Genomic DNA, 14,403 nt, shown 5'->3' with positions numbered 1-14,403 from the left:
TTAGTCGTATTTCAATGGCCACGCAAGCACATGCCTCGCCGCCAACTCTGGAGACCTTGAATGACCACCCCACCTATGGCCTCACTTGCCATCACATCGCTCGCACCGCTGCTGGATCGCCTGTTCGACAAGGACGAAGCAGCACGCGGCGTCACGCGAGCGGCCTTCGCCGATGTGACCGACGCCGACCGCGCGCGGATGATGCGGAGCAAGACCGCTTACCGCGATCTCTATGGACGGCTGAAGGACGCACCGCTGGCGGTGTCCCGCGAGACCGGCCAGCTGCTTTACATGCTCGCGCGCAGCTCCGGCGCCAGGGCCATCGTCGAGTTCGGCACCTCGTTCGGCATCTCGACCCTGCACCTTGCCGCCGGCTTGCGCGACAATGGCGGCGGCCGCCTCATCACCTGCGAGTTCGAGCCGTCGAAAGCAGCACACGCCCGCGAGAATCTCACGGCCGGCGGGCTGATCGATCTCGTCGACATCCGCGAAGGCGATGCGCTGGAGACACTGCAGGCCGATCTGCCCGGCATGATCGACCTCGTGCTGCTCGACGGCGCCAAGGCGCTCTACCCGGAGGTCCTGGACCTCGTCGAAGGACATCTCAGGCCCGGCGCGATCATCGTCGCCGATAATGCCGACGACAGCCCCGACTATCTGGCTCGGGTGCGCGCGCCCGGAAGCGGCTACATGTCCACGCCCTTTGCCGAGGACGTCGAGCTCACCGTGCGGATCAACTGACGCCGCACCGAACGCACCGCCCATTCCGGCGCCGCCGCACGATCCGTCGTGCGGCGGTTCCGCGCCGTGTTCCTTCCTGTCGCAGCGGCGTCACTCACACGTGATACCTGCTCCCCATGAAAAGCCATATTCTGCCTGCTAAACATACCTACCGCGCGGTATCTTTCGTCAGCCTGAGCCCCGTCATGACCTCCGCCTTCAACGCCTACGCAGCGCTTGCCCTCGCCATCATCTTCGAGGTCACCGCGTCCGCCTTCCTGCAGCAATCAGCGCAGTTCTCGCGGCCGTGGCCGACACTCGCCATGGTGCTGTTCTATGTCGCCTCGTTCTATGCGCTGTCGGTGGCGATCCGGGTCATCCCCTTGAGCATCGCCTATGCGATCTGGGGCGGCGTCGGCATCATCCTGACCGCGACCGTCTCCTTCGTGCTGTTCCGCCAGATGCTGGATGCGGCGGCTTTCGTCGGCATCGCGCTGATCGTTTCGGGCGTCGTAGTCATCAACCTGTTCTCGGAGACGACGGTGCACTGATGCCGGCGAGCGCCTATACCCGCGCCAAGCAGCCCGAGCAGGTGCGGCGTGCCCTGCTCGACCATGCAGCCGCCATCGCCATGGACCACGGCGTATCGGGCGTCACGGTGCAGGCGGTGGCGGCGGCGGCCGGCGTCACCAAGGGCGGGCTGTTTCATCATTTTTCGAGCAAGCAGGCGCTGATCGAGGGCCTGTTCGCCGATCTGCTCGCCCGCGTCGACGCCGAGATCGACGCTGCCGTCGAGGCCGATCCCAAACCGCGCGGCAGCTTTACGCGCGCTTACGTCAATGCGGTGTTCACCGGAAAAGCCTTCGGCTTTGCCACGCCCTGGGCGGCGCTGAGCATGGTGGTGGTCACCGATCCCTCGCTGCGCCGGCTCTGGAACGACTGGATGAAGGCGCGGCTGAAACGTCATCGTACAACCGACGCCGCGCCCGAGCTCCATGTCGTGCGCCTCGCCGCCGATGGCGCGTGGTTGTCCTTCGTCACGACGGGCCAGACGCGAATGAATGCGGACCTGCGCGCCGTGCACGACCGGCTGATCGCGCAGACGTATCGGCGCGCGTAGTTGCGCCGCGCTCCATCCGGGCTACGAGGGCCGTCACGGCGCGGTCTTGATCTTGGCGCGCAGCGAATTCGAATCGACGATGCCCGGCAGGAAGCTGAAATTCGCCGAGGTCTTGCCGTCCACCAGCGTCGCGAAATTGTGGCAGCTCACGCAGGAGCCCGGACCAGCGGCGCCATTGTCGAGATAGTTCTGGATGTAGGTCTCGAGCGTCATGTTCGAGAGCATGCCCGGCACGGCGTTGAAGGGCACCGGATTGGGCGGGGTCGGCGGCTCGACATTGCCGCCCCATTGCGTGCCGACCAGCATGTAATTGCCGAACACGCTCTTGAGCGAGCCGAGCGCCATCCGCCATTGCTCGTTGAGGGTGCTCGTGGTCGGATAGATCCGCCAGCAGCGCACGGCCTGCGGCTGCGCGGTCGCGCTGGTCGTGCCTCCCATTGCATACGGCTTGCGCGGATTCCATGGGAAGGCTGTTTTGCCCGTCCCGGGCGATTGCGGCGCGATGTTGGTGCCGAGGCTCGCCGGCGCACCGGTGTTGAAGAACGAGAAATGCGATCCCTGCGGCGGACTCGCCGGCCCGCAGCTCGGCTGATTGATCCAGTTCGTGGCCTTGTCGGTGCCGCAGCCATCGGCGACGTTGCACGGCGCATTCGCGAGCGGCGCGTTGTCGACATGCTCGAAGGTTGCCCATATCCATTGCGGCCGCAGCGCCGGATTGGTCTTGTCCAGCGGATTGCGCTGGAGGATGTGCATGCCGACGAGCCCCACCCGCTCGCTGCGGCAGAACGGACGGCCGTCGCGCACGAGATCGCCCGACACCGCCAGCAGGATATTCTGGGTGAAGAACTTTGACGGATCGTCCTTGGAGGGATCGAGGATGCGCCAGGACGCCTTGATCTCGATCGAGCCGTTGGTGCCGTCGGGCACCGTGGCCGACGACGTGAATTCGGCACCACCAGGATTGCTCTTGATGAATGCGAGCTGGCCTGCCTTGGTCGTCAGCGTCTGCGATTTCTGGCTGCCCGGCGCCCGCAGATATTGCGCCTCGATCTCGTTGACGCGCCGCTCGAACAGCGTCCAGTTGCCGTTGACGTCGATCAGCGGCTTGTTGGTCGCAGCCTGCAGATATTCCTCGTTGTTGGGCTTCGGCTGGCCCTTGCCGTCCGAGCCGATATGGAAGATCGGAAGCGCCAGCGCCTGCGTGCAGCCTGTGATCACGGGCGCGTTGCCGAACAGCGACGACACCGTTGGATAGGTCTGCCAGACTCGCCGGCCCGGCTGCGTCAGCCCCTGTGCCGCCGGCTCCTTGACGCCGGTTGCGACCCAGTTGAGCGCGACGAACATCTGCCAGGCCATGTTGTCGAACGGCGATTGCGCATCGTACTTTTCGCTGTTCGGCGGAGCGCCGTAGAGGCCGTTATAGCCCTGGGTCTGGCTCAGCACCGGATCGGGACCGATATAGGCCGGCACGATCGCGCACAGCCCGCCCGAGCCATTGGCGCAGAATTTCGCCTGCGGAATGTAGGGCGGTGCTGCCGCCTGCGGCTGCGGGCTCGGCGTTTGCGCGGCGGGCCGCAACGGCGAGGCCAGCATCGCCACGGCGATCGCGAGCGGCATCACGGCAAAAGACTGCCAATGCTTCATTGGGAGATCCTCACGGATGCGAGCTCAACCGCCCCGTCCCTCGCCCGAGCTCAAAATGCAATGTGCGACAAAATCCCGAGACCTGCCCGACGGGACGCCTCGGTTGCTTTCTATTCTAAAACTACTTCAGGTTTAATATCATCACACGACGGTTCCTACAATCGTTCTGTTTTTGATTAAGGAGACGGCCACGCCCGGACGTCGCGGACAACGACTACCGGCTTGTCACCGGCTTCGGCTGACGTGGCGCGGATTTGGAGGACTGTGCACCCGGCTTGGCCGCGGCGCCTGGCGGCGGTCCATCGACGGACTGCAAATAGGCCGCGAGCGCCTTGGCGGTGTCGGAGCTGGTCGCGTAATGGTCCGTCAGGTACCAGGACAGCATCAGGCTCATGCGCCCCTTGGCGAGGCCGCGGGGACTCTTGTGGCAGGCCGTGCAACCGTCGGCGAACAGCTTTTCGGGCGGCTTGCCGGCATCGAGATTTTGCGCGGACGCCATCGTCGCCGTCAGCGCGGCAACGGTTGCGAGAGCCAACAGGGGCGCGATCACATCGCGCCCCAACCGCATCAGCATCGTCTAATCTCGTGCCCTCGCCCGTCCTGCGGTCAAGCCGCCAGGAGCTGATCGAATTCGGGCGGCGTATAGACGTTGCCATCCTGGTCGGTGATGACGACCTGCCATCCCTCGCTTGCCCACACCTTGGCCTTCGCCACGATGAGCAACCGGCTCTCGCGGGCGAAACTGCACTTCTCATTATCGCGTTCTGCGATCATCTTATAGGCCAATGCGCATCCCCTTGCGTTGCCCTGCACCCGTTTCCCTGGTGGCAGCGGGCTTTGGCGGCAATTCGCCGGGAGCATGGCAATTTGGTGCCATCCACGGCAGCATTGCGCTTCGGGTCCGACCGAACGAGCGAGGGTGATCGTGCCGGGCATCATGAATGTGATTCCGCTTGCCGCGAGCTTGCTTGTGCAGGCCTTTCAGGTGCAAGCCAGCTCGTCGCGATGCCGGCGAAAGCTAGACCGACGATCCGCGCTATCTCGTCTGCATCGAGGTCTACACCCGCGATGGCAGCTTCATCGATTGCCGTTTCATGACGACGGCCCAGTGCGTAGCGACTGCATCCGGGCCATCGACCCGGTACTACGCTAAACTCTATGCCATGCAAAACCGAGAGCCGGACCTCGGCCCATCGCCGCCGCGAAGGGGCCGCTAGCCGCCGCGTTCAGTGCACGCGGATGACGTGCGGGCGACCGAGATCGATCAGCCCCTGCACCGCCGAGAGGCGGTCGTCGAGGGCGGCGATCGTCAGCAACAGATTGTTGCGACGCTCGTCGAGCAGCCCCATCTCGGCGCCGGAGAGCTTGGTGCTCGTCCGTTCCTTGTGGATGCTATCGAGGGATTTGCGCAGTCCGGCAATCAGGCTGGAAAGCTGCTTGGCCTCTTTGGTCATCGACCGCTTCGCGACATTTTGGCGGCGCGTCTCCGTCTGGCTCTGTCTCATGTCATCCTCCAGTGCCCCGCTGCCCTGAGTGGATGCTTACATCTTTGGATACACATCTTACGACCGATGAAATCTGCCCGCGAAGATCTTTCTTAAATTGGATGAGACCGGAACTCAGGTCCCGCGCAAACAGAAAGCCCGGCGCTCGCGCCGGGCTTTCGTAGGCGATGCTAGTGCTTTTGATGCCCGCCACCGGGACCACCGGCCGGTGCACCAGCAGGATGCGGGGCAGCATTGACGTGCGGAGCGCCGCCGCCGGGGTGCGGCATCGCGGGCGCCGCGGCGCGGGGCGCCGGCATCTGCGCTTGCGCATTCATGGGCGAGCCGTGACTGACATTCGGCTGCGCCATATGCGGCATCGCGGGACGGGCAGCAGGTGCCGCCGACACCCGCGGCGTCTCATGCGCATGGGGTGCGATCGGCTGCGCGCGCACCGTGGCAGCGCGGCTCGCCGCATGATCATGCATCATCCGCGCCTGCGCATCGCGCGGGTTGCGGTTTTGCATGGCCGCCCGCTCGTCCACGACGCGGTCGCGCTGCCCGGCGCGAACGCGGTCAGTGGCAAGTGCGGCATCGCGCCTGGCGATGGCCGCGTCGTGCCGTGCCGTTGCGGCATCACGTCCAGAGATCGCGGCATGACCTCTGGGATTCGTACCGTCGCGTCCCAGCGCGATGGCCGCATCGCGCGTCGCCGCGCGGCCGATCCGGGCGGCATGCGGGTCGATGGTCATCCGCGTCGCAACGCTCTGATGCGAGGTCCAGTAATTATTCCAGTAGGCCTGCCGCCGATACCACGGCCGCGCCTCGTAATAGCTCGACCAGTACGAACTCAGCACGAAGGGCACGACCGGCACGTCGATCTCGTCGGCATAGTCAGGCAGATAGACGTAGTGGTTGCGGTAGAGATATTCGAGATATTGCGACGACACCCAGCCGCGATCGTCGGAGAAGCTCACGTCGCACCAGGCATTGCCGCGCAGGCAGCCATGGATGTTGACGCGGGCGCCCTCGGGGATATGGTCGACCAGGGGAAAGCCCGCCCCCGGCCCGGCACGCAGGCCGGTCGAGACGGTGACGATACCCGGCGCGGCCAGCGCGGCTGTCGGGGCAAGCAGCAGTGCAGCAACTAAAGCGGTTCTGAGCCTCATGGCGAAGTCCTCCTCTTGCGAGTCGGAACGCACGAGGCATATGAGCGTTCCGCGCGCGGCCAGCGCATCCGTCAAAAGATCGAGATGCCTGCCGAACGCGGTTCGATATTCATTCGCCATTCATCGACGCGACGCGCTGGACCGTCAGTTCGCCGGCAACATGAACGCATCGAAGTATGACGCAAGCGCAGCAAAATCATCGAGCGGCAACACGGAAGCAACGTACTGATCCGGCCGCACCACGACCATGCAGCCGGCCTTGCGACCGATGCCGCGCATCGTGAAGACGTCGTAACCGCTCTTGAGGTCCGGGCAGAACATCTTTTCGTAATCGAGCAGACCGTAGCGGCCTTTGCGCGGGAGCAGCAGAGGCGGCATCGCCTCGATGGCGAGCTCGCGATGGTCCTGCTGAAACACCGCGCGCAGATCGATCACGCTGTCGATGTCGGCGCCGGCGGGCGTATAGCGCCGCACCGGCGATTCCCTGGCTTCGACGAGGAAATTGCAGAGGGCACGAATGGCCGAGCCAGATGCCGCGGGATTCTCGGCCGGTGAAAATGCGTAGAGGCGAAAGCGGCCGTCGGCCTGGGCCGCGTGGCCGAGATGAACCGGCTTGGCATCCCCAAGCCGGATCACCGGCGCGGAATGGAAGCGCTTGCCGATGACGAGACCTTGCGCGAGATGCTGATGCGATGCCGTGCCGGTGAGAACCGACGGACGGTAATGCGTCGCCGTGCCGGCGGTGTAGCGGCCATGCCGGACGAAATAGTCCTGCGTCCTGGCGGCATCGGCGCCACCCGTCTTGGCGGCGGACGCAAGAATGCCCGCCCACTCGCGGTCGAAGTCGATCAGCTCCTTCGCCACGGCCTGTCGCTCGGCCGAATAGGAATGCAGCAGGCTTGGCGCGCATTGCTTGCGCAGCACGGCGGCGAGCTTCCAGCCGAGATTGAATGCGTCCTGCATCGAGACGTTCATGCCCTGCCCCGCCTTCGGGCTGTGGGTGTGGCAGGCATCGCCCGCGATGAAGACGCGCGGCAGGCGCGTATCGATCTCGACCTCCGGCACGTCGTCGAACTTGTCGGTCAGGCGCTGGCCGATCTCGTAGACCGACCACCATGCGATCTCTTTCACCTCAAGCGTGTTCGGCTTCAGGATCCGCTGCGCTTTCGCGATCACGTCCTCAGCGGTGATGTTGCGGTTGGCGACGCGCTCGCCGACGTCGAGCTTGGCCAGCTCGACATAGATGCGGACCATGTAGCCGCCTTCGCGCGGAATGATCAACAGGCTGCCATCCTTCGCCGACTGGATCAGGCTCTTGAAGCGGATGTCCGGAAAATCGGTCACCGCCAGCACGTCCATCACGCCCCAGGCGTGGTTGGCGGAATCGCCATGCAGCTCGCGGCCGATCGACTTGCGCACCGTGCTGCGCGCGCCGTCGCAGCCGACGACATAACGTGCCCTGATCGTCTCGACCTTGCCCTCGTTGCCGGCATCGACACGTTCGATGCGGACCGTCACCGCATGATCGTCGGGACCTGCGGCCGGATCGACCGCAAGGTCGAGCAAACGCCGGCTGTAATAGGGCGCGAGCTTGGCCGGTGCCTTCCGCATGACGTCGAGAAAGCCGTCATGGATGCGCGCCTGATTGAGGATGACGTGCGGAAACTCGGAGAGGCCGTCCTCGACGTCCTGCACCCGCCCGCTGCGGACGATAGTCTCAGGCTTCCGGTCGTCCGGCTTCCAGAACGTGGTCTCGTTGACCCAATAGGCTTCCTTCAGCACGCGCTCGCTGAAACCGTAGGCGTGGAACATCTCCATCGTGCGGCAGGCAATGCCGTCGGCCTGCCCGACCAGCAGCCGCCCCGGTTTTTGCTCGACGATGCAGGTCTTGATGTCAGCAAATTGCGCGAGCTGCGCGGCGAGCGTGAGGCCCGCAGGACCGCAGCCGACGATGAGGACATCGACCTTGTCGGGCACGGCGCCCACGGCGCCCGGGGCAGGAATGCGCTCGGCGGGATCGGCGATCTCGGGATCACCAGGCTGAAATCCATTGAGATGGAATTGCATGAGCACCTCTCCCGGCAAACGTTCTGTTTTGATGTTGCTCAGTATGCTGACTATCAGTATACTTGTCAACGATCGGCACGGACGGCGCCCGCTAAGGAGAATCCGGTGAAAGATAACAACGACATGCCCGGACATCTGGCGCGCCGGTTCCAGCAGATCGCGGTCGCGGTGTTCCTCGCCGAGGTTGGCGAGGCCGGCTATGACCTCACGCCGGTGCAATACGCGGCCCTTGCGACCATCAAGGCCAATCCGGGGCTCGACCAAGTGACGCTCGCCGGCCTGATCGCCTACGACCGCACCACCATCACCGGCGTGATCGATCGCCTTGCACAGAAGGGTCTGATCGAGCGCCGCGCCTCGAGCCGCGATCGTCGTGCGCGAGAGCTCGAGGTCACCGACGAAGGCAAGCGCACGCTGCGCAAGATCACGCCCGCGGTGGAATCGGCGCAGCGCATCATGCTGCGCGGCCTCAGCGCGAAGGAAGGCGACGAGCTGATGCGGCTGCTCCGCAAGGCCATCGCCGCCGGCAACGAGCTCAGCCGGGCGCCCTTGCGCGAGGCTTAAGCAACGCCTCAAGCCGCCCGGCCCCGTAGTTTTGCTGCCCTATTGTCGCAGTGCCGCGAAACCTTGAACTAACCTTCCGCTGCTAGGGTCGGCCGCATTGTGCGCTTAACGCGCGATTAACTTTGCCGGTTCGGGAGATCAGAATGTTCAGGTTCCACATCGCGGCCGCGGTCATCGCGCTCTCGACCGTCCCCGCGCTCGCGAACGGTCACGGCGGCGGCGGCCATGGCGGGGGTGAACCTGCTGCGCCGAAGGTCGAGGCTCAGGCCGCACCGGCAAAGGTGATCCTGACCAAGCAGGGTCCCAAGCTCGTCGATCTCAAAGGCATGACGCTCTACACCTACGAGCGCGACACCACCGGCAAGACGTCGAACTGCAACGGCAAGTGCACCGAGAGTTGGGTACCGCTCGCCGCCACGGCCGAAGCCCGCGCGGTCGGCGACTTCACCGTGATCAGCCGCAACGACGGCAGCAAGATGTGGGCCTATCGCTACCGCCCGCTCTACACCTCGCCCGCCGACAAGGCGCCCGGCGATGCCAACGGCAATGCCACGACGCTGCAATGGCGAGTCGCCCGGCCCGAGGAGTAAGGACGAGCGACGCCGCCACGTCAGTGTTTCGTCGTGCTGACGATAACCTTCTCGCGCGCGCTGGAATCGACCGAGGCGTAATTCACCTCCGCATTCCAATGCAGCGCGACATAAAGCGCCATTCCGGCCAGGATTGAACCGTAGAAGCCGAACGTGGCGAGCCGCCATTTGCGCACAATCCGGCGGTCGTTCTCATTCAATGGATAAATGAATTTTTGCATGATGCCTCCGATGGCAACCGGCCATCGAGGCATAGCGCAGAACGGGCGAATCCCCTGTGAAGCACTTCACCCTTCGGGGATCGCCGGTCCGGCACGCATTCACGCCTGAGTGAGCGCGACTAGCCGCGCCAGCTTCGCCCCGCCTCGACCTGCGCGCTCTGTCCGGGCGGCAGCACGACCACGGTCGAATTGAGCTTTACGCGGTCGTAGAGGTCGATCACGTCCTCGTTGCGCATCCGGATGCAGCCCGACGAGATCGCCTGCCCGATATATTCGGGCTGGTTGGTGCCGTGGATGCGGTAGAGCGTGTCCTTGTTGCCGGTATAGAGGTAGATGCCGCGCGCACCCAGCGGATTGGCGGGGCCGCCCGGAACGCGCGCCGGATAGGGTCCGAGCCGCGCCTGGATCTCCGCCGTCGGCACCCAGTCCGGCCATTCCGCGAGGCGGCCGACGCGTGCGACGCCAGAGAACGCCATGGCCTCCTCGCCGACCGCGACGCCGTAACGGATCGCCTTGCCCTCCGGCAGCACGAAATAGAGATAGCGCGCATCGGTATCGACCAGGATCGTGCCCGGCTGCTCCTTGCGCGGATAATCGACGATGTGACGGAGATACTGCTCGGGCACGTTGGCTTGGGCGTAAGGCGTGTGCGCGAGCAACTGACGGTCGCGCGGCGTCATGCTCGCATCCGTCGATGGCGAAAGCGTCGTCTGCATGCAGCCGCCCAGCGGCAGCAAGGCTGCGACGAACAAAACGAGTAGAGATTTTGGCACCGCCGGCCCCCCGATCGCGGATAGCAGCGCCCCCAGCGGGGCCAGATACTGCCAAAATCGTGCTGAAAACAAGGCGGGTCCCGAACACTTGCGCGTGTTTGGCCGGCAAGGTTCCATCACCACAAACGGCGGAAGAGCGTCGCAGCATCTCCATGGCCTCGCCTTGCTTTGGTCAAACCCGGCTGGACTCGTGCGTCATCGGGCTCGCGACAGCCCCACCTCAACAGATCGGCTCGCGCCAATGCGGACGAACAGAGCTTCAAAGGAGCTGCGATGCTCGCCACGCTGAACTCCAGGCAAATCGTCGATGAGATCGTGAAGGACACGGTCAAGGACAACGACCCGCACGACGCGGTTCAGATCTCACCCGAGATCGTGCTGGCCTCACGCCCCGTCAGCGCTGCACCGGCGCTGGCGCCCGAGATCGCGCCCCGTCCCGAACCCAGGATCGATCTGAAGTTCACGCCGGAGCCGGCGCGCGCGCAGCCCACCGTCAACGTCGTCGACGAGAAGCCCGTAGCGGCAGCCGCGCCGCCGATCGACACAGCGGTGCGCGTGACGGCGAATGATGGCCTGAGCCGGCCAAAACGATCCTCGGCCGGCAAATGGCTGCGCGGCGCGTTCGTCACGTTCCTGTTTGCGGGCGGCAGCGCAGCCGCAACCATCGCCTGGGAAAAACACGGCGACACCGCAAGACAGCTGCTCGCCGAATGGACGCCGGTCGTGGCCTCGCTGCTGCCGTCGACGTCGCAGACAGCGCCGGTCGCCGCCGCGCAGGCCGCCCCACCCGCGGTCGAGGCCGCAGCCGGCCAGACGGCCGATCAGCCGGCAACGCCGCCTGTCGCTCAGGCCGCTGCTGCGCCCGCAACAACGCCGTCCGATGCAACGCAATCGGTGCAGTCGATGACGCGCGATATCGCGGCGATGGCGCTGCAGATCGAAACGCTCAGGGCGAGCATCGCCGAATTGAAGGCCGGACAAGAGCAGATGGCGCGTGAGATGGCGAAGCCGCCTGCGCCGAAGCCGGTCGTCGAAGCGAAGCCACCGGTCGACCCGCGTGCGCGCGTGTCCGCACTGCCGCCGCGGCCCCCGGCTCCACCGGTGCGCAAGCCGAAGCCCGCGGTGTCGCAGACCTACATGCCGGCCTATCCGCCGACGCAGCTCGCACCTCCGCCGCCGCCTTCGCAGGCCGCAGCTCCGCCGCCGGTTGCACCTGTCACGACGACACAGGCCGTTGCAGATGATGAGGGACCTGTCGTGCGTCCGCCGATGCCGGTGCACTAGAGCCCGGTCTCACGCAATGACACGCGCGTTGCGAACGTTGACCGACTCGATGTGATGCGTTGAGTCCGGGCGACTACGGAGCGCGATGTTTCAATCGATGTCCATCAAGAGAAAAGGCCGTCGGGATTTATGCCGCCGGCCTTCTCTTGCAGCTGCCGGTTCCCGGAGCCCGGTTCTGCTGCAATTCCATGCCTTATGATCGCGCCGACATGTTTAATAAAATCTTAATGCGCATGGATGTTGCACATCATTTCTGCGCCATGGGCACAGAGATTGTGCGGCCCGTTCATTCGAAAATCAGAGACTCAGTGATACCATCAGGGCATGTGTTGAAGACTTCCGTCGAAGGCTTCTCTTGAAGACTCCTCTTCAGGATTTGGGTCGTCACATCGGGGAATTCGGATGCCTTACTACTCTTTCGATCTCGTGGTTGGTGAAGAGTTCAAGAACCAGGGTGGAATCATCCTCGAGGACATCGAGGTTGCCTCCGATCGCGCCGTTCAACTGGCGACCGAGCTGTCGCAGGTGAAGCCGGAGCTGCAGCAGAAGGGCTGCGCGGTGCGCGTCACCGACCGCGATCACAACGAGGTCTATCGCACGCCGCTCGATCCCGTGCCGGCCTGGCAGCGCTGAGCTACTCTTCCAGCACCGGCGGCTCGAACCAGTTCGTCAGCGACAATCCGCCGTCGACGACGAAGGCTGCGCCGGTAACGTAAGCCGAGAGCTTGTTCGAGAGCACCGTGAGCGCCATCGGTGCAAGATCGTTTGCCGCACCGAGGCGCCCGAGCGGTATGTGCCTTGCCAGCGAAGCATCCGCAACGAAGCCGCCAGCGGCGACCGCTCCAGGCACCAGTGCGTTGACGCGGATGTTGTGCCTGCCGAACGTCTTGGCGAGCTCTTTCACCAACATCGCCATTGCCGCCTTCGCGGTCGAATAATGCGGCAGGTTGCGCGGCGTGCCCGCATGCAGCGACGTCAGGAACAGGAACGAGCCGGGCCGCCTCGAAGCGATCAGCCGCTTTGCGAGCTCGCGCGCCAGATGAAAGCCGGCGTCGAGATTGACGGCATGCATCTCCTGCCAAGTCGTGCGATCGACTGCGAGCGCATGATCGGCCTCCCGCCGCGGCGGTGAGGCGCTGTGGACGAAATGCGAGACATCGCCGAGCACATCGTGAGCGGCGGCGAGCAGCGCGTCGCAAGCCTCCAGCTTCGCGAGATCGCCGACCCAGGGCACCGCCAGTTCGGGCCTGCTGCTCGCGGCGATCGCCGCACTCACCCGTTCCGCACTGATATCGGCGAACACCGTCCGGACGCCCTCGCCGACCAAGGCTTGCGCGATGGCGCGGCCGATGCCGTTGCCGGCGCCGGTGACGAGCGCGGTGTCGGATGCGGGATCGAACGGCGTGCTGAACAGGCTCATATCGCGCTCCGGGTCAGGAAGCGGCCAATCTAGCGCACCGCAACAGGCAGCGACAATTGCGCCCCGGCGGCCATTGCGGAGCGGCGCGCCGGGCGCTAGCCTTGCGAAAAATAGCCGTGCAAAAAAAGTCCAGGAGGATACCCAGGAATGCGCACCCGTCTTCTGATCGCAGGTCTGTTGCTGATCGCAGCTCCGGCTGCCCAGGCGGCCGATGACGACCATACCCGCTCGACCTATGTCACGATGGTGCTGCAGGCCTTTGCCGCCAAGGTCGAATGCCCGGGCACCGATGTCGTCTACCAGGATCTGGTGCAGAGGGCGCAGCAGATGCAGCTGCCCGACGGCACCACCGAGCAGGTGCGCAAGGCGATCGCCTGGATGCACACCGGCGGCAAGATGGGCGAGAAGCAGTCAGACGACATCATGGCGGAGGTCGCGGTCGCCACCCAGACGACCGATCTCGACCAGCGCCGGCTCGGCATGAGCAATTGGTGCGAGAAGCAGAAGACCGCCGGCCTGATCCGCAGCAAGGGCGGCTAGGCGTCCGGACGCATCGTTAAGCACACCGCGGCGAATCCTCGCCGCGGCAAAAAATTGTCACATTCCTGACCAGCATGCGCGCTTCTTCATCTGGAGAACCCCATGCGAATTTTCCATTTCATCTTCGCCGGTGCTCTCACGATCGGCACCATGGCGGCCCCGGCGGTCGCTCGAGACACCCAGCCCCAGAAGGGCGAAGACCAAGCCATCTCATCATCCTGCAGCGCCTATCAGCAGGCGGCGGACGGCTCGTGGCAGCGGCTCCCTTGCAAGGAGACCAGCGAGCCCGCGCAGCCGCAACCGCGGAACAAGCGGATGACTCAAGGGGCCGAACGGATCACGCGCTGAGTCACGCGGACGGGCAGCCGCATCCTCGACAATGATCAGGGCTGGAACCGGCAGGGGCCGACCTTGGCCGCTGACTTAGCTATGGGCCGGTCCACGAATGATCTTCATGGCATCGGCGATGTGACGCCATTCCCTGGCCTCATCGGCCTCGCCGCGGCCCTCGCAGGCCTGCGCCTGCTCGGCGGCCTTGGCGATCGCCGCAAAACCATGCTGCTCCAGCATTTGCCGCGCGAGGGTATGGACCTGGACCTCGGACATCATGGGCGCTCTCCGTGTTGAGGAAGCCGCGGCGCCCGGCTCGGCGCTCCGCGGGTCTCCGATAACGAGCTCGCGCCTCGTCCCGTTCCGCACCGCGCCGATCACATCGGCAGTCCCGGAAACTCCCCCCGCAAAAGCGAAGAAGGCGGCCCGCCATGCCCAGCGGACCGCCTTCTCACCCACCCCAATAGGCCGCCGTCG

General features: G+C 65.0%; 19 protein-coding genes. 9 read left to right on the top strand and 10 right to left on the bottom strand.

All coding sequences use genetic code 11. From position 1 onward, the window contains the following. Nucleotides 1–60: 60 nt before the first annotated feature. The 3 genes from HYH08_RS02975 (at nt 61) to HYH08_RS02965 (ending at nt 1,840) form a co-directional block, all read left to right on the top strand. A complete protein-coding gene (locus HYH08_RS02975; RefSeq protein ID WP_220008234.1) occupies nt 61–741 on the top strand; it encodes an O-methyltransferase in 681 nt (226 codons plus the stop codon). Between the two features lie 185 nt (nt 742–926). Further along, nucleotides 927–1,271, top strand: a complete 345-nt coding sequence (locus tag HYH08_RS02970) for a DMT family transporter (RefSeq protein ID WP_220008233.1) — start codon at nt 927–929, stop codon at nt 1,269–1,271. Further along, a complete protein-coding gene (locus HYH08_RS02965; protein WP_220008232.1) occupies nt 1,271–1,840 on the top strand; it encodes a TetR/AcrR family transcriptional regulator in 570 nt (189 codons plus the stop codon). Before HYH08_RS02970 ends, HYH08_RS02965 begins: the two co-directional genes overlap by 1 nt. 33 nt (nt 1,841–1,873) lie before the next feature. Here the strand turns inward: HYH08_RS02965 and HYH08_RS02960 are convergent, their stop codons facing one another. From HYH08_RS02960 to HYH08_RS02935, 6 genes are all read right to left on the bottom strand, one after another. Continuing rightward, nucleotides 1,874–3,484: a hypothetical protein gene (locus HYH08_RS02960; protein ID WP_220008231.1), complete on the bottom strand. Its 1,611-nt coding sequence runs from the start codon at nt 3,482–3,484 to the stop codon at nt 1,874–1,876. 214 nt (nt 3,485–3,698) lie between these two features. Next, on the bottom strand, nt 3,699–4,058 hold the full coding sequence (locus HYH08_RS02955; protein WP_220008230.1) for a hypothetical protein: 360 nt from the start codon (nt 4,056–4,058) through the stop codon (nt 3,699–3,701). 32 nt (nt 4,059–4,090) lie between these two features. Continuing rightward, nucleotides 4,091–4,423, bottom strand: coding sequence for a hypothetical protein (locus tag HYH08_RS37360; RefSeq protein ID WP_228747468.1), 333 nt, complete (start codon nt 4,421–4,423; stop codon nt 4,091–4,093). A 287-nt stretch (nt 4,424–4,710) separates the two neighbouring features. Continuing rightward, nucleotides 4,711–4,989 (bottom strand): hypothetical protein, encoded by a 279-nt coding sequence (locus tag HYH08_RS02945; RefSeq protein WP_220008229.1) that lies wholly within the window; start codon nt 4,987–4,989, stop codon nt 4,711–4,713. Nucleotides 4,990–5,159: 170 nt separating this feature from the next. Continuing rightward, nucleotides 5,160–6,137, bottom strand: coding sequence for an SH3 domain-containing protein (locus HYH08_RS02940; RefSeq protein ID WP_220008228.1), 978 nt, complete (start codon nt 6,135–6,137; stop codon nt 5,160–5,162). Between the two features lie 144 nt (nt 6,138–6,281). Beyond that, nucleotides 6,282–8,204, bottom strand: coding sequence for an FAD-binding monooxygenase (locus HYH08_RS02935; RefSeq protein WP_220008227.1), 1,923 nt, complete (start codon nt 8,202–8,204; stop codon nt 6,282–6,284). A gap of 105 nt (nt 8,205–8,309) precedes the next feature. On the opposite strand from HYH08_RS02935, the gene HYH08_RS02930 reads away from it, so the two are divergent. Next, nucleotides 8,310–8,768 (top strand): MarR family winged helix-turn-helix transcriptional regulator, encoded by a 459-nt coding sequence (locus tag HYH08_RS02930; RefSeq protein WP_220008226.1) that lies wholly within the window; start codon nt 8,310–8,312, stop codon nt 8,766–8,768. Nucleotides 8,769–8,911: 143 nt separating this feature from the next. Continuing rightward, entirely contained in the window at nt 8,912–9,358 is a 447-nt protein-coding gene (locus HYH08_RS02925) for a COG4315 family predicted lipoprotein (protein WP_220008225.1), read from the top strand. A gap of 20 nt (nt 9,359–9,378) precedes the next feature. On the opposite strand, the gene HYH08_RS02920 is transcribed toward HYH08_RS02925, so the two are convergent. Continuing rightward, on the bottom strand, nt 9,379–9,579 hold the full coding sequence (locus HYH08_RS02920) for a hypothetical protein (protein WP_220008224.1): 201 nt from the start codon (nt 9,577–9,579) through the stop codon (nt 9,379–9,381). A 119-nt stretch (nt 9,580–9,698) separates the two neighbouring features. Then, nucleotides 9,699–10,295, bottom strand: coding sequence for a L,D-transpeptidase (locus HYH08_RS02915; protein WP_228747467.1), 597 nt, complete (start codon nt 10,293–10,295; stop codon nt 9,699–9,701). A 330-nt stretch (nt 10,296–10,625) separates the two neighbouring features. On the opposite strand from HYH08_RS02915, the gene HYH08_RS02910 reads away from it, so the two are divergent. Both HYH08_RS02910 and HYH08_RS02905 read left to right on the top strand, forming a co-directional pair. Continuing rightward, nucleotides 10,626–11,636: a hypothetical protein gene (locus HYH08_RS02910; protein WP_220008222.1), complete on the top strand. Its 1,011-nt coding sequence runs from the start codon at nt 10,626–10,628 to the stop codon at nt 11,634–11,636. A gap of 402 nt (nt 11,637–12,038) precedes the next feature. Then, a complete protein-coding gene (locus HYH08_RS02905) occupies nt 12,039–12,269 on the top strand; it encodes a DUF6894 family protein (protein WP_129273143.1) in 231 nt (76 codons plus the stop codon). 1 nt (nt 12,270) lies between these two features. On the opposite strand, the gene HYH08_RS02900 is transcribed toward HYH08_RS02905, so the two are convergent. Next, complete coding sequence (locus HYH08_RS02900) at nt 12,271–13,056, bottom strand: SDR family NAD(P)-dependent oxidoreductase (protein ID WP_220008221.1); 786 nt, start codon at nt 13,054–13,056, stop codon at nt 12,271–12,273. A 147-nt stretch (nt 13,057–13,203) separates the two neighbouring features. Between HYH08_RS02900 and HYH08_RS02895 the strand changes: the two genes are divergently transcribed. Both HYH08_RS02895 and HYH08_RS02890 read left to right on the top strand, forming a co-directional pair. Then, nucleotides 13,204–13,596 carry a hypothetical protein gene (locus HYH08_RS02895; RefSeq protein WP_220008220.1) on the top strand — a complete coding sequence of 131 codons (393 nt, stop codon included), beginning with the start codon at nt 13,204–13,206 and terminating at the stop codon, nt 13,594–13,596. 102 nt (nt 13,597–13,698) lie between these two features. Further along, on the top strand, nt 13,699–13,944 hold the full coding sequence (locus HYH08_RS02890) for a hypothetical protein (RefSeq protein ID WP_220008219.1): 246 nt from the start codon (nt 13,699–13,701) through the stop codon (nt 13,942–13,944). A 75-nt stretch (nt 13,945–14,019) separates the two neighbouring features. On the opposite strand, the gene HYH08_RS02885 is transcribed toward HYH08_RS02890, so the two are convergent. Beyond that, nucleotides 14,020–14,205, bottom strand: coding sequence for a hypothetical protein (locus tag HYH08_RS02885; RefSeq protein WP_220008218.1), 186 nt, complete (start codon nt 14,203–14,205; stop codon nt 14,020–14,022). Nucleotides 14,206–14,403 lie beyond the last annotated feature (198 nt).

Origin of the sequence: Bradyrhizobium sp. BR 10289, assembly GCF_019455385.1 — a bacterium.
In the GTDB taxonomy this organism is placed as follows: Bacteria; Pseudomonadota; Alphaproteobacteria; order Rhizobiales; family Xanthobacteraceae; genus Bradyrhizobium.
Note: the sequence above shows the minus strand (reverse complement) of the source record. Positions and strands in the feature narration are given on the sequence as shown.

Bases quoted from the DNA above. Each gene is read 5' to 3' on its own strand.
- HYH08_RS02975 (WP_220008234.1), top strand. From the start codon at position 61: ATGACCACCCCACCTATGGCCTCACTTGCCATCACATCGCTCGCACCG.
- HYH08_RS02970 (WP_220008233.1), top strand. From the start codon at position 927: ATGACCTCCGCCTTCAACGCCTACGCAGCGCTTGCCCTCGCCATCATC.
- HYH08_RS02965 (WP_220008232.1), top strand. From the start codon at position 1,271: ATGCCGGCGAGCGCCTATACCCGCGCCAAGCAGCCCGAGCAGGTGCGG.
- HYH08_RS02960 (WP_220008231.1), bottom strand. From the start codon at position 3,484: ATGAAGCATTGGCAGTCTTTTGCCGTGATGCCGCTCGCGATCGCCGTG.
- HYH08_RS02955 (WP_220008230.1), bottom strand. From the start codon at position 4,058: ATGCTGATGCGGTTGGGGCGCGATGTGATCGCGCCCCTGTTGGCTCTC.
- HYH08_RS37360 (WP_228747468.1), bottom strand. From the start codon at position 4,423: ATGATGCCCGGCACGATCACCCTCGCTCGTTCGGTCGGACCCGAAGCG.
- HYH08_RS02945 (WP_220008229.1), bottom strand. From the start codon at position 4,989: ATGAGACAGAGCCAGACGGAGACGCGCCGCCAAAATGTCGCGAAGCGG.
- HYH08_RS02940 (WP_220008228.1), bottom strand. From the start codon at position 6,137: ATGAGGCTCAGAACCGCTTTAGTTGCTGCACTGCTGCTTGCCCCGACA.
- HYH08_RS02935 (WP_220008227.1), bottom strand. From the start codon at position 8,204: ATGCAATTCCATCTCAATGGATTTCAGCCTGGTGATCCCGAGATCGCC.
- HYH08_RS02925 (WP_220008225.1), top strand. From the start codon at position 8,912: ATGTTCAGGTTCCACATCGCGGCCGCGGTCATCGCGCTCTCGACCGTC.
- HYH08_RS02920 (WP_220008224.1), bottom strand. From the start codon at position 9,579: ATGCAAAAATTCATTTATCCATTGAATGAGAACGACCGCCGGATTGTG.
- HYH08_RS02915 (WP_228747467.1), bottom strand. From the start codon at position 10,295: ATGCAGACGACGCTTTCGCCATCGACGGATGCGAGCATGACGCCGCGC.
- HYH08_RS02910 (WP_220008222.1), top strand. From the start codon at position 10,626: ATGCTCGCCACGCTGAACTCCAGGCAAATCGTCGATGAGATCGTGAAG.
- HYH08_RS02905 (WP_129273143.1), top strand. From the start codon at position 12,039: ATGCCTTACTACTCTTTCGATCTCGTGGTTGGTGAAGAGTTCAAGAAC.
- HYH08_RS02900 (WP_220008221.1), bottom strand. From the start codon at position 13,056: ATGAGCCTGTTCAGCACGCCGTTCGATCCCGCATCCGACACCGCGCTC.
- HYH08_RS02895 (WP_220008220.1), top strand. From the start codon at position 13,204: ATGCGCACCCGTCTTCTGATCGCAGGTCTGTTGCTGATCGCAGCTCCG.
- HYH08_RS02890 (WP_220008219.1), top strand. From the start codon at position 13,699: ATGCGAATTTTCCATTTCATCTTCGCCGGTGCTCTCACGATCGGCACC.
- HYH08_RS02885 (WP_220008218.1), bottom strand. From the start codon at position 14,205: ATGATGTCCGAGGTCCAGGTCCATACCCTCGCGCGGCAAATGCTGGAG.